This window comes from Saccharothrix mutabilis subsp. mutabilis, assembly GCF_039521145.1.
In the GTDB taxonomy this organism is placed as follows: Bacteria; Actinomycetota; Actinomycetes; order Mycobacteriales; family Pseudonocardiaceae; genus Actinosynnema; species Actinosynnema mutabilis.
Window position 1 is genome coordinate 192,009 of the sequence record NZ_BAAABU010000006.1, and the last position, 13,025, is coordinate 205,033.

Here is a 13,025-nt window from a genome sequence, read left to right on the forward strand (position 1 = left end):
CGGTCCGGCCGCCGCGTGCGCGGAGACCTGGCGGCCGGCTCCACCTACTCGGCGCGCTCGGTGACCTGGTCACCACGCCGGCCCCCGAGATCGGCGCACATCCGGGTCAGGTCGCTTTGGGCAGGGTGAAGGCGTCGGCGGTCTTGCCACCCGGGTTGATCCCGTAAGCGTGCAACCTAACGGCTTCCGCGCCGCGGCCGGTCGCGTCGAGCAGGTTGATCAGTTGACGCATCCCGTACGGATCGGAGATGCCCAGCGCGTGGGTGTCGGTGGTCGCCTCGACCATCCAGCGCAGCAGGAGTTCCGCCTCGTCGTGCCGTCCGAGGAGCATGAGCGTCTCGGCGAGCCGTTTCGTGGCCGACCAGTTGCCCTTGTCGTGCTGGGCGCGCAGTGGGGGTTCGGCGTCGGCGACGCGGTTGAGTTCGCGGCACTTGTCGAGGATCAGCCGCGCGGCCATGGGGTCCTCGGCGGCGCTGCGCTGGAACCACGTGATCGCCTCGGCGAGATCGCCCTGCCGCACGAGGAATCCCCCGAGGTGCCACATCACCGGGGTAGCGCCCGCCTCGGCGTGCCGCCGCAGCAGTTGTTCCGCACCGTTCCGGTCGCCTCGCCGCTGCAACGCGGTGGCCAGCTTCGACACGGCCAGCGGGTCGCCGGTCTCCGCGCGCGCCCCGAGCCAGTGGAACGCCTCCTCGGTTTTCCCTTGCCCGGTCAGCAGGTGCTCCAGCCGCCACATGGCGCCGGTGTCGCCGGCCTCCGCCAGGGAGATCAGCAACCGCTTGGCCTCCTCCGTCCGGTAGACGCGCTCCAGCGCGTCGGCCAGCCGCAGAACCGGCTCGGACTCCCCCGTTTCGGCCGCGCGCCGTGCCCACAGGAGGGCCTCTTCGGGGTCTGTGGCCGACAGCCCGTCCGCGAGCAGCATCATCGCTGCGCGGTCGCCGGCCGCCGCGCGTTCACGCAGCTCGTCTTCGTCCTCCGCAAGGTCGGTCGAGGTCAGGACGAACCCCAGGCGCAGCGGCGGATCGAAGGTGTCGGCACGGGCGCGCCACGCGACCGCCTCGGCGGTGGCGGCTCGCTGTTCGTGCAGCCACCCCAGCAGTCGCATCGCCCTCGCGGTGGCGGCGCCACTACCGTCCGACGCCACGCCCAGGGCCCGATCGGCCAGCCGTGCGGCCACCGCGTAGAGGCCCCGCTGCTGCGCCTGCTCGGCCAGGGTCACCAGGTCGTCCACACCGGTCACGTGCTCGACCAGCACGTCCCACAGCCCGGCCGGACACCGTTCTCGTTCGCGGTCCTGCTTGCCTTGCTGGTAGAGGTAGTCGTGCAGCCGGTACAGGGGTGCGCGATCGGTCCCGGCGGGGTGTCGGATCAGCGGTCCCGGCGCGCCTTTGCACAGGCGTGTGGCGTAGCCCAACGCGCGCTCGAACCAGTCTTCGCCCAGCTGGTCGACATCGACCTCGTTGAGGTACGCCAGGGCGCCTTGTGCCAGGAAACGCGCCGACAGGTCTTCGGAATACCCGAGACGCCGGACGTCCACCGCCGTCCGCAACACGGCCTCGGCCGCGCGCGGCGCCGTGCGCCACCGGTCGAGCAGTTCCGGTGCGCCCGCCAGGGACTGGGTGATCTGCCGGCGCTCGGCGTTCTTGCTCGCCCACGCCAGCCGCGGGTCCGCTTTCGCGGCCTGTGCCAGGGCCGGGAGGTCGACGTCCTCGAACTCGTCGGACACGGGAATGACATGTCCCGCGAGCAGCGCGATCGTCTGCGAGCCCTGTCCCTGTGTGAGGGCCTCGTGGTGTTCGCGCCACAGCGTGCCCAGCACCAGCACCGGCGCCCGACGAGAATCATTGAGCAGGGCGCGCAGCATGCCGACGACCCGCTCGCCCTGGTCCCCGCTTGCGCCCAGGTACTCCTGAAGCTCGTTGAGCCACACGACGGTGCGCGGCTCCACGCGGTCCAGCCCGTCCAGAGCCGCTTGCGGACGAGTGGGGGACTGCGGATGCCACAAGCGCCACCCGCCCGCGGCGCGCAGTGGCGCCAACGCCTCCCAACAGGCGCGGGTCTTGCCCGCCGCCGATCCCGCCGTGAGCACGGCCATCGCGCTCAGGCCCCGCACAGCCCGCTCGACCACCACGCGGAGCCGCGTGTCGTGGGCACGCGGCACGTAGAGCGGCAAGTCGGGCAAATGCCCTTCGTCCAACGTGATCGACCGGTGCACCTCCACCGCGAACGGGTCCACCACCTGCTCCAGCGGCACCCCCACCGGACCGCTCGGCGGCACCCTGGTCAGGTACACGTCACGTCCGGCCTGCACCACCATCGAACCGCCCGAGGCCATGGCGTTCTGCATGATCTCGGGGGTGGCGTCGCCCTCGTCATCGTCCTTCCGCCCGCCCATCGCGCCATCCTTCCAGTGCGGACCGGGCACTCCACCGCGTCAATACGGTCCTGTGGGCACGGCTGAGCGGCATCACGCGGTCCCGCAGCCGCCGGAAGGTCGAGAGCACCGGGTTCAGTGATCGTCGTTCGAGCGCGTCGGCACGAGCACAACCGGAACTTCGCTACGCCCGCGTAGCGTAGTCTGGTGGTCGTGTCCTCCACTCCACGTCCGGCGGTCGAGCGGATGCGCCCGCCCAAGGCTCCCTACGTCCTGGTCAACCGCGTGCTGGGCGCGCTGTTGTCGTCACCCCGGCGCTCCGCGCGCGTCGGCGAGCACCTGATCCTGCTGCACGTCGTGGGGCGCAAGACCGGACGGCTGTTGCGGTTCCCGGTCGCGTACCGGCGCGTGGCGGACGGCCGGTTGCTGGTGTTGACCAACTCGCCGTGGCGGGTGAACCTGCGCGATCGGCCGGATGTCGAGGTGACCCTGTCGGGTGTGCGCCACGGCGCGCGGGCCGAGTTGGTGGAGGACCCCGCGGCCGTGGCCCGGGTGTACCGGGAGCTGATCGAGCAGGCGGGGCACCGGCGGGCCGGACGGCGCATGGGGATCCGGATCAACGTCGACCGCACGCCCACGCTGGAGGAGTTGGCCGAGGCCGTCCGCCGCGACGGGTTGTCGCTGGTCTACCTCACCCTGGACCGGCGGACGTGACCGGCCCGGTCCTGGTCACCGGGGCGACGGGCAACCTGGGAGGGGCTACCGTGCGGTCGCTGCAAGCGGCGGGCGTGGCGGTGCGCGCGGCAGCCCGCGATCCCGAGGCCGTGGCGCGGCGCCACCCCGGTGTCGAGGCCGTCCGGTTGGACTTCGCCGACCCCGCCACCTTCGCCCCCGCGCTGCGCGGGACCTCCGGGCTGTTCCTGGTCAGACCCCCGCACATCACCCGCGTGGGCAACACGCTCAACGCGCTGATCGACGCGGCCGACTGCCACGTGGTGTTCGCCTCGGTCGCCGGCGCCGACTCCAACCGCCTCGTGCCCCACCACCGGGTGGAGGCGCACCTGCGCACCTCCCGCGTCGCGTGGACGGTGCTGCGGCCGGGCTTCTTCGCGCAGAACCTCGCCGACGCCTACCGCGCCGACATCGTCGACGACGACCGCCTGCACGTGCCCGCGGGCACCGGGCGCGTCGCGTTCATCGACGTCCGCGACATCGCCGACGCAGCCGCCCAGGTGTTCACCGACCCCGCCGCGCACCACGGCTCGGCCTACCGGCTCACCGGCCCGCACGCACTCGACTTCACCACCGTCGCCACCCTGCTCACCCGTGAACTCGACCGCACCATCTCCTACCAGCCCGCCACCACGCTCGGCTACCTGCGACACCTGCGCGCCCGAGGGCTGCCACTGGCCCAGGGCCTGGTGCAGACCGTGCTCCACGTAGGCCTGCGGCACGGCCAGGCCGCCACCGTCGACCACACCCTGCCCACGCTGCTGCGCCGCCCGGCCCGCACCCTGCGGCAGTACATCCACGACCACCGGACGACCTGGCTGCCCGGCGGGCAGGGTCCACCAGCGACAATCCGGGGGTGACACCGCGCATCGACCCGCGGATGACCCGCAGCCGCGCCGCCGTCCTGAGCGCCACCCTGGAACTGGTGGCCGAGCGCGGCATCCCCGCCACCACCGTCGAAGCCGTCGCCGAGCGCTCCGGCGTCGCCAAGACCACCATCTACCGCCAGTGGCCCGACCGCGCCGCCCTCGTCCTCGACGCCTTCGACACCATCCTCGCCCCGCCCGTCGACCCGGACACCGGAACCCTGCGCGGCGACCTGCTGCACCTGATCACCGCCCTGGCCGACGCGCTGACCACCGGTCCCGCCGCCGCCCTCATGCCCGCCCTCATCGACGCCGCCCAACGCGACCCCGCCTTCGCCGCCCTGCACCGCCGCGAAGCCGAGCGCCGCCACCACGTCGTCCTGCACGCGATCACCCGAGGCGTCCACCGCGGCGAACTCCCCGCCGACACCGACCCCGCCGACCTGCTCGACCTGCTCGCGGGCCCCCTGTTCCACCGCCGCCTGATCTCCACCGCCGAACTCACCCGCGACTTCGCCGAACGCACCGTCGACCTCGTGCTGCGCGCCCACACCACGCCGCCGACGTGAACCCACGAGCGGGCGGCGACCCGCGAGCGCCCCTTCGCCTGTTGCTCCAAGCGCATCACGTACACCACCCACACGCCGAGCCCCGCAGCCGCACCAGGCCGACCCCCGGTAGCCGCCGTTCGCGGGAGCGCTTGGGCACCGTTGGGGGCGCAAGGCGTGGTGACCGGTGATCGACGTCGTCGAACCAGACCGGCAGCAACGAATTCCCATAGTGGGACACCGAATTTTTGCGGACTAGCCGACGTTCTCGGCCAACTCACGCCAGCTACTTCCGCGCTCACCCACTAGGGTCGCCAGACGCTTATTAGGGTGTATGTCGTGCGCTCATGTTGAGCGGGCCGACTGGATGTGCCCACCATGAAGCGGCGACCACTAGCGCAGGCGCCGACGACATCACGCAGCGGGAACGGCGATGGCCGGTCGCTGAACCGAGCACGAGGGTGGTCTTCCCGGTGTGGCGCGGCACCGCGGTGCTCACCCCGCCCGGAGGTGCGGAACATGGGACAGAACGACGAGGTGTTCGACGACTTCGACCTGGTCATCTCCGTGACCCAAAAAGCGATCAACGAGCAGTTGGAGAACCTGGTCAACAACGGCACGATTCCCGGACGCCTCCGGATGAAATCCGATGGAGGCCAGTGGGTCTACCTGGCCGATGACGAAAAGCTGCCGGACGACGACAAGCTCGGGAAGTACGACTGTTACCTGGACGTAGAATTCCTCCCGAAAATCCACTTCGACCGCAAGAACGAGCAGGACGTCCTCTTCGGCGTCGTGCTCACCAAGGGCCAGGCGCTCTTCACGCTCTACGGGAAGGGCGACCAAGCGCCGCAAGTGCGGCGGTACACCATCGAGAGCTCACCCGGGAACCGCTACCGCCTCAGCGTCCGGGCACGACTGCGGATGGCGAAGTGGGACAAGGAGCAAGCCGATCGGACCTACGTGTCCGACTCGCTGCGGCGCACGCTCGACGGACTGGTCGACGACTACTTCGCCGTCCGGCACGTGTACTGCGGCCTGAGCGATCTGGACTTCTCCAAGCGCAACCGGTCGGAGATCAACAGCTGGTGGGAGGGCACCATGCCACCGGACGTCGAGCAGCTCGACATCCTCGGCGGCTTCCTGCAACACCACTTCTCGGCCGCGAACTCCCCCAGCGGGAAGCGCGCGGTGGTGGCGGGCTATTCGGTCAGCCACACCGAGCAGAGCCTGGCGCGCGCCGGCGCGGACCCGGCGGGCGGACCGTCGGACTGGATGGTGCCGGTGAACGCCACGTTCTCCACCATGCGCGACGACCAGGACCCGGACCTGAGCACGTTGAACTTCTTCGCGGTGACGAGGTGGCGGAACAAGCACGACGTCGACCTTGAGCCGCCGAGGCACCGGGACAACTGGGTCGACCAGGACCGGGACGTGGACGGGGTGCTCACCGTCGGCCCGCACGCGTTCCTCTTCCCGGCGGTGCTGGAGCCGATGTTCGACCAGCTGAGGCAACGAGCGCTACCACCGGTGCAAGAGGTGGCGCCCGATGCCCAGGCGTTCCCTTTCGGGAAGGTGGTGTCCTTCGACGCCCACCGCGGCCAGGTCGAAGTCGAGGTCGTCAGGCGCTTCGCCGGCTCTCCGTGCGCGGCTCCGTTCCAGCGGCTGGCCGCACGCGTGGTCCTGATGGCCATACCCCGAGGGAACAACGTCATCGTCACCGGCAAGTTCATCCTCGACTCGCTCGACGCGGCCAAGGACGGCTGCGTGGTGCCGCTGCGAGCGTCCTGCCAGGAGTGGGCCGACGCGCTTTACGCGGACCTCGCGCTGGACAGCGACGGCAGACCGGTCCTCCGAGCGCGGCAGTCCGAGCACTTCCACTTCCGGAACGAACTGGACGAGCGGGCAGAGTCCGGCAACTGCCGGGACAACGGAGTCGAGGAAGACCTGAAGAGCGCCCTGCGAAGTTGGGCGGCCACGGTGAACGAACCCTACCGCCACGGTTTCAAGTCCCTGTTCAAGCACTCGTGGGACCACTTCGACAGGTGCGCGGACGACTTGGCGAACGTGCCGGTGCTGCTGCCGGCCGGCGACACCTTCTTCTTCCGCAACGCCTTGTTCCGCGAACACGGCTCCATGTCGATCGACATCACCTACCAGGCGGAACGTTGAACCGAACAGGAAACAGCCATGAGCGGTGTGGACTTGTCGACCTCCGTCCCCGTGGACCGGTTGCGGCTGACGCGGGGCCCGGCCCCGGTGACCGCGACGGTGTCGTGCGAGGCCATGACCAACCTGCTGCCCACCATCCCGGTCGACCCGCGCAAGGGGTGTTGCCTGGCGCAGGACGCCCAGGGCAACCCGCTGGTGTTCACCCTCGGGGAGATGGGCCAACTGTGGCTGCACCGCTTCCGAGCGGGCCACCGCGACGGCTGGCGCCGCATCCACCTGGGCAACGGCTACATCACCAGCGAGTACACCGCGCGCGGTGAGGCGTTCGACGTCGTGCAGGACTCCCACGGCCGGATCACCCTCGCGGTCGCGTTGCGCTTCCTGTTCAAGGACGGCACGTCGGCGCTCCGGGTGTACGCGACGGGCCTGTTGCCCCCCGACACGTCCGACGCCGACTGGGAACAGTTGCCTGAGCGCCACCTCCAACGGGTGGGCAACGACCAGATCATCCCCGAGGACCTGACGGTGGAACACGTCCGGCTGGGCAACTCGGAAGGGGTGCCGGTGAGCGCGCCGGACGCGGGCGGTCAAGGCCCCGTGCTGGCCGTCGTCGGCAAGGACTCCAGCGGCGCCCAGATCTACGTGGAAGCCGACCCCACCGCCGGGTCCGCCACCCGCCGCACGATCCCCGAGGACATGACGTCGGTCAGCCAGGTCGCGGTCGGCCACCACAACGGGATGCGCGCCGTGTGGCTGCTCGGCACGGGAAAGAGCATCGAGGGACCGCCACCACAGCGGATGTACGCCGTCGCGGTCGGCAAGGGGACCAAGTGGAACTTCAGCCCCGGCAGCTCGAAGATCCCGAAGGACCTGCGCTACACCTGCGTCACACCGATCACCTACCCGGGGCAGACCAGGGCGCTGACCTCCGACGTGTACGTGGGCACCGCCGACGGGGTGCGGGTGTTCCTCAACGGTCGCGGCGCACCCCTCCAGCTCCCCGTCGGGCTGAAGGACGTGCGGTCGCTCGTGGTCAACGAAACCCACCACGGTGGCGCGAAGACCGTCGCCGTGTGGGCGCTGTGCGGACCCGAGGGCGCATCGGAACGCCGCCTGCACTACGTGCGCGGCACCCGCACCGGCAACACCCTGCGGTTCACGCGGCCCGTGCTGCTGCGGCAGGACGTCGCCGCGCTGGGCGCGAGCCGCAACCGCGCGCACCCATTGGAAATGATGATCGCCAACACCGCGGGCGAACTCACCCACGTGTGGCAGGACCCGACGCACGGCATGTGGCACACGCGCCCGGTCGGCAACGCGCGATCACTGCCCGAGCCCACCGGAGCGACGGACTTCGCCACCCTGACCCGGCTCGACGCGGAGTTGGTCGAGGCGATGAACAAGCCGCAGCAGCGGTGCGTCGAGTCGTACACCTCGGTCATCACCCTCACCAACGACCACGGCACACCACTGGCCGACAAGCCCGTGACGCTTCGCGCCTCCCAGCACCTCTACGTCCTGGTCGACAACCACATGCACCTGCTGTCCCCCGACGCCGGCCCCACGCTGCACGCCGACGCCGACGGCAAGCTCACCGTCGTGGCCGTCGCCTCGGGCGCCACCCCGGCGGCCCTGCACCTGACCTCCCCGGCCTTCCCCGGGCGACTCATCGTCCGGCCCAGCGGCAAGGCGTACGGCATCATGCGGGCGATCACCTCCGAGGAGGACCTCCGCGGCGCCCGGGACAACGCGGGCAACCCGATCATCGGCGCGGACGTCCCGCAGGAGACGGTCCTGACCGCGGCGGGACTGCTGCCCGCCCTGTCCACCCCCGCCCGAGGCACCTCGCCGGATCCGGGCTGCGTGCACACCAGGTACGAGCCCACCCCCAGCTCCGACGGCGGCGAAACGCTGCACGCCTTCACCACCAGCGTGAAGGTCAAGCGGGTCCAGGGCGACAAGTGGACCCTGGAGACCCGCGGCACGCCCTTCCCCGTTCCCCTCCCGCCCGAACCCCCGCCCGAGCCGAGCGACATCTTCGAGGACGCCTACGACTGGGCGTGCGACCGCTGGGAGGACCTCAAGCGGTGGATCGAGGAGTTGAAGAAGGACATCGACAAGGCGGCGGAGATCGTCTGCAACGCGGTCGAGGAAGGCATCGACTGCGTGGTGAAGATCGGCGAGGAGGTCTTCCGGTTCGCCCTCAAAACCGCCGCCCAGGTCTTGAAGGCCGTCAACTCGCTGCTCAAGCTCATCGGCATCGACCTGCTCGCGTGGATACGCCAGGCGCTCGGCTGGGACGACATCGTCAAGATCGCCGACGCCACGGCGTCCGGGGTCACCGAGTGCCTCACCCGGCTGAGCGAGGTGACGCGGTCGAAGGCAGCCGGCTGGAAGAGCAGGGTGAACGGCTGGGCCGGGGACCTCAACAGGAAGTTGGAGAAGGCGAAACTGCCCGACGCCTACGCCGGCAAACGGCTCAGCCACGTCAAGTCCGAGGCCTTGGCCTCCGCCATCGGCGTCCTGGGTTCCGCGCCGGTCAGCGGCCTGCTCAGCCCCGCCATGCGCAGCCTGATGGACAGCTTCCAGGCCGGGATCGACTTCGGCCCGGTGGACGAGGAGATCGACGCGATGGGCGCCCTGGTCGGCGACACCCTCGCCAAGATCGCGGCGAAGGCCGGCGCCGAGATCATCCAGGACTGGCAGGCACTCGCCGACAACCCGGACTTCAAGACCATCGGCGCCGTCTACAACGGGATGATCAGTCTCGCCCAAGAGTGCGTGGCGCTGGCCGCCGAGTTGTTCTGCGGGCTCATCGACCACGTGCCGCCGCTGCTGAGCGGCATGGTCGAGGTGTTGGGGCAGCCCTTCGACAACCCCTGGGTGCAAGCCATCCTCGACTTCCTGGACGACCTCGGCTTCCCCCCGCCCCGGGACCGCAGCGTCGTGGGGGTGTTCGCCCTCGCGGTCGCGATCCCCGCTGCCCAGTTGAGCAGGGCGTTGACCGGTTCCCGGTGCCCCGCGGACATCGACCTCATCGGCAAGCGGGGGACCTGGGAGGACATGATGCCGACCGGTGGCCAGTCGCCCCACGTCGCGGCCGACGCCTGGAAACCGCTGGTGTGGGCGTGCGGTTGTGTCGGCACGATCTTCACGATCGGCGGTGGGCTCTTCTCCGCCGCCGCGCTTCTCGAAGAGGGCAAGAAGAGCGGCAAGGACGACGGCTTCATCCGCAGCTGCAAGGTGTTCAACGTGTTCTTCGGCACCTTGAAAGCGGTCTACTCGATCCCCGGGGTGATCTACAGCCCCAACCTGTGGAAGGGCATCGGTTGGGTGCTGTCGGCCGTCAGCACCGCGCTCGCGTGGCCGTTCGAGAACGCCAAGATCAAGGACGCCGCCAACTACGCCCGCGCGGTCCTCGACGCCTGCTCCGGGGTGGCGGTGACCCTCAGCGCCTACCCGGAACACTGCGAGGGCAAGGACGCGGGGTACTCCTGCGGGTTCGTCCTCGTCGGCGGCTTCTGCAACACGGCCACCACAGGACTGGTCCTGGGCGCCAAGAAGGCGCGGGCGATGCGGATCGCACTGGCCGTTCTGATCGCGGGCAAGGGTACCGCCGCCGCCTCCAACGTGTACCTGACCCTGGCCAAGGGCATAACCGACATCGGCATCGGCAACGGCGGCAGTTGACAGCCGAACCGACCGGCGACCGGCGAGAGCACCACCGAACACTGCCTGGAGATGTCGACCTCGACTGGCCCCGGAGTGACACCCGAGGTGGACCAGCTCCCTTCAGGCTGGCGGTTGCCGGTCGAGCAGCCCGGCGGGGTCGTTGCTGTAGGCGACCATCCAGCTGGGGTCGATGCGGTAATAGATGCTCTCGTCCCAGAACGGGTCGTCGCTGTCGCCGTCGTAGTGGTTGACGAGGTGGTCGCGGATCGCCGGCCAGGTCGGGTCGCTGCTCGTCCCCTCGGGGTTGAGCGGAACGGCGTGTCCGTGCGTGAAGATGCCGAGCTGCTCGCCGCGCATGTAGGTCGCGCTGATGCCGGGCCGTGCCGCGAGCTGACGGGCTTTGGCGGCCTGGCGGTGGGTGCCGAAGATCCAACGGCCGTGCAGGAAGTGCCCGTCCGCGCCGCTGATGCGCGGCTCACCGCGCCGGGTGACCGTGGCGATGGCCAGGGTGCACATGCCTTGGCACACTCGGACGACCTGCTCGGCGTCCAAAGTGCTCTCACCTGGCCGGCTCGGTGCGCGGTCGCCGACCGGGCGCTCGCACGGCCCCGCGAGGGTGGGCCGTGCGAGCACCACCAAAAGCTGCTACCTGCACACCTTCCAGGCGAAGTGGTAGACCGTGTTCACGCTGCCGTCCGTCGAGTCCATCGACATGAAGCTCGTCGTGGTGTTCGGGTTCGACGTGCCGGCGTTCACGCGCAACTCCGTGTTGATGTTGAAGTTCCTCCGTTCACCGCACGGGTGGTAGACGATCGCCGCCACCTCCACCGTGTCCGTCGCCTGCCAGTCGTCGCTCAACGGCCCGCTGTAGTTGTGCGTCTTGTAGGCCGTGGGCGACATTCCCTGGAAGTAGTAGTTCGCCCGCTCCACGCCGGTCGCGCCCCGTTCCAGGTGGGCGAAGCCCCGGTAGTCGGCCTGGGCGATGCCGTAGGTGAAGCCCTGCGGCACGTTGACCTTCAGGTTGAGCTGGCAGTTCTTCCTGAAGTCGGTGGGTTGCGCGCCCACCCCGACCTGCGCCATGAACTCGCTGTAGGTCACGGTGAACGCCTTGTTGTCCGGGGACACCGCCACCGCGGCGGTGCCCGCCGGGCAGCCGGACCCGTTGACCGTCACCACCTCGATGGTGATGTGGTCCGGCGGCGGGGTGGTGTTCGGGGCGCCACCCGGCGGGAAGACGATCGTCGTCGCCGCCAGGACGGCTGCGGCAAAGCTTTCGAGCATGTGAGCACCTCCGACTGGACGCTGGTGGCGGCGGGGGTCGGGAGGGGCGGTGGGTTCAGCAGCGTTTCCACGAGAAGTGGTAGCGGGTGCTCACGTTGCTGTCGGTCGAGTCCATCACCATGAAGCTGGTGCCGCGCGAGCTGCCCGCCTGCACGCGCAGCTCGGTGTTGACGTTGAAGATCCGCCGCTCGCCGCACGGCGGGTACACGATCGCGTCCCACTGGGTCGTGTCGGTGACCTGCCAGTTGTCGCTGAGCGGGCCGTGGAAGTGGTGCGGTTTGCGGGCGGTCGGGGAGGTGCCGGCGAAGTAGTAGTTGCCCTGCTCCATCCCGGACGCCCCGGCCAGCAGGTGCGCGAAGCCCCGGTAGTCGGCCTGCGTGATGCCGACGGTGAAGCCCTGCGGGTAGCTCAACTGCAGCGCGAGCTGGCAGTTCTTGCGGAAGTCCGTCGGCTCGGAACTCCCGCCCGCCTGGGCGAGGAACTGGCTGTAGGTGACGGTGAAGGTCGTGCGGTCCTCGGCGGTGGCGACGGCGGCCGTGCCCGCCGGGCACCCGGACCCGTTGACGGTGACGACCTCGACGCGCACGTAGTCGGGCGCCGTCTGGACGGTCGGGCCGTCCGCGGGCACCAGGGTGGACAGGGTGAGGGTGGCCGCTGCCATGATGGTCAGCATGGGAGGCCTTTCTGCTGCGTAGTCCACGCGGCGGCGCGCACGAAATGTAGCGCACGGATATCTCCGCACCCGTTCCGCCAAAAGAGTGGCTACCGCTTGACCGGACCGCGCGAAAAGCCGGCGAGAATTGGCCACAACGTCCGATGACCACATCGCCGGCTATTTGGTGCGACTTTCAACGAAATCTTTCGGGTCACCGGCCGCCCGGATCGGGTCGAATGGCCCGGTGTTATGCCCCCGAACGCCTCCGGCATACCCGCCAACGGCTCACGACACCGAGCGGACCGATTCCGCCCACGCCCGGACGTGCGCCAGCGCGGGCCCCAGGACGAGGGTGAGCACCGCGCGCAGCCGGTCGGCGTGCTCGAAGGCGAACCACCCGCTCTTCAACCGGCTGCGCACGCGCGGGTTGTCCTCGTACAGGGCGCCCAGGGCCTTCTTGCCCAGCGCCTTGTCCAGCGCCTGCGGCGTGACCTGGAGGCGCGAGTCCATCGGGGTGTTGCCCACCTCGTCCGCCGCCGCGGTGTCCTCGGCGGTGAAGAGCAGACCCCAACCGAGGTCGGGGTCCCACCCGTTGCGGTCGAGCTGGACTTTGAGGCGGACGCCGCCGGGCAGTTTGTAGGTCCCCTTCGCACCGGTGAACCCGTTCTCCCGGAACACACCGTCGAATTCCCGGAGCACCGCGTCGACGTCCGCCTTCTTCACGT

Annotated in this window: 10 protein-coding genes; 5 read left to right on the forward strand and 5 right to left on the reverse strand. The window is 69.9% G+C overall.

Features of this window, described 5'->3' with window-relative positions:
- Positions 1–106: 106 nt before the first annotated feature.
- Positions 107–2,395: a tetratricopeptide repeat protein gene (locus ABD126_RS16990; protein ID WP_343934820.1), complete on the reverse strand. Its 2,289-nt coding sequence runs from the start codon at positions 2,393–2,395 to the stop codon at positions 107–109.
- 192 nt (positions 2,396–2,587) lie between these two features.
- On the opposite strand from ABD126_RS16990, the gene ABD126_RS16995 reads away from it, so the two are divergent.
- The 5 genes from ABD126_RS16995 (at position 2,588) to ABD126_RS17015 (ending at position 10,382) form a co-directional block, all read left to right on the forward strand.
- The gene (locus ABD126_RS16995) at positions 2,588–3,088 is read left to right on the forward strand and encodes a nitroreductase/quinone reductase family protein (protein WP_343934821.1); all 501 of its coding nucleotides are present in this window, start codon (positions 2,588–2,590) and stop codon (positions 3,086–3,088) included.
- The gene (locus tag ABD126_RS17000) at positions 3,085–3,966 is read left to right on the forward strand and encodes an NmrA family NAD(P)-binding protein (RefSeq protein WP_343934822.1); all 882 of its coding nucleotides are present in this window, start codon (positions 3,085–3,087) and stop codon (positions 3,964–3,966) included. The genes ABD126_RS16995 and ABD126_RS17000 overlap by 4 nt, the downstream gene beginning before the upstream one ends.
- Positions 3,963–4,541, forward strand: coding sequence for a TetR/AcrR family transcriptional regulator (locus tag ABD126_RS17005; protein ID WP_343934823.1), 579 nt, complete (start codon positions 3,963–3,965; stop codon positions 4,539–4,541). Before ABD126_RS17000 ends, ABD126_RS17005 begins: the two co-directional genes overlap by 4 nt.
- 498 nt (positions 4,542–5,039) lie before the next feature.
- Positions 5,040–6,692: a hypothetical protein gene (locus ABD126_RS17010; RefSeq protein ID WP_343934824.1), complete on the forward strand. Its 1,653-nt coding sequence runs from the start codon at positions 5,040–5,042 to the stop codon at positions 6,690–6,692.
- An 18-nt stretch (positions 6,693–6,710) separates the two neighbouring features.
- A complete protein-coding gene (locus tag ABD126_RS17015) occupies positions 6,711–10,382 on the forward strand; it encodes a hypothetical protein (RefSeq protein WP_343934825.1) in 3,672 nt (1,223 codons plus the stop codon).
- 102 nt (positions 10,383–10,484) lie between these two features.
- Here ABD126_RS17015 and ABD126_RS17020 read toward each other — a convergent pair whose 3' ends face one another.
- From ABD126_RS17020 to ABD126_RS17035, 4 genes are all read right to left on the reverse strand, one after another.
- Positions 10,485–10,880 (reverse strand): pyridoxamine 5'-phosphate oxidase family protein, encoded by a 396-nt coding sequence (locus ABD126_RS17020; RefSeq protein WP_343934826.1) that lies wholly within the window; start codon positions 10,878–10,880, stop codon positions 10,485–10,487.
- Between the two features lie 129 nt (positions 10,881–11,009).
- Positions 11,010–11,645: a DUF4360 domain-containing protein gene (locus tag ABD126_RS17025; RefSeq protein ID WP_343934827.1), complete on the reverse strand. Its 636-nt coding sequence runs from the start codon at positions 11,643–11,645 to the stop codon at positions 11,010–11,012.
- A gap of 55 nt (positions 11,646–11,700) precedes the next feature.
- A complete protein-coding gene (locus ABD126_RS17030) occupies positions 11,701–12,318 on the reverse strand; it encodes a DUF4360 domain-containing protein (RefSeq protein ID WP_343934828.1) in 618 nt (205 codons plus the stop codon).
- A 267-nt stretch (positions 12,319–12,585) separates the two neighbouring features.
- Positions 12,586–13,023, reverse strand: coding sequence for a hypothetical protein (locus ABD126_RS17035; protein WP_343934829.1), 438 nt, complete (start codon positions 13,021–13,023; stop codon positions 12,586–12,588).
- Positions 13,024–13,025: the final 2 nt, after the last annotated feature.

Bases quoted from the DNA above. Each gene is read 5' to 3' on its own strand.
- ABD126_RS16990 (WP_343934820.1), bottom strand. From the start codon at position 2,395: ATGGGCGGGCGGAAGGACGATGACGAGGGCGACGCCACCCCCGAGATC.
- ABD126_RS17010 (WP_343934824.1), top strand. From the start codon at position 5,040: ATGGGACAGAACGACGAGGTGTTCGACGACTTCGACCTGGTCATCTCC.
- ABD126_RS17015 (WP_343934825.1), top strand. From the start codon at position 6,711: ATGAGCGGTGTGGACTTGTCGACCTCCGTCCCCGTGGACCGGTTGCGG.
- ABD126_RS17020 (WP_343934826.1), bottom strand. From the start codon at position 10,880: ATGTGCACCCTGGCCATCGCCACGGTCACCCGGCGCGGTGAGCCGCGC.
- ABD126_RS17025 (WP_343934827.1), bottom strand. From the start codon at position 11,645: ATGCTCGAAAGCTTTGCCGCAGCCGTCCTGGCGGCGACGACGATCGTC.
- ABD126_RS17030 (WP_343934828.1), bottom strand. From the start codon at position 12,318: ATGCTGACCATCATGGCAGCGGCCACCCTCACCCTGTCCACCCTGGTG.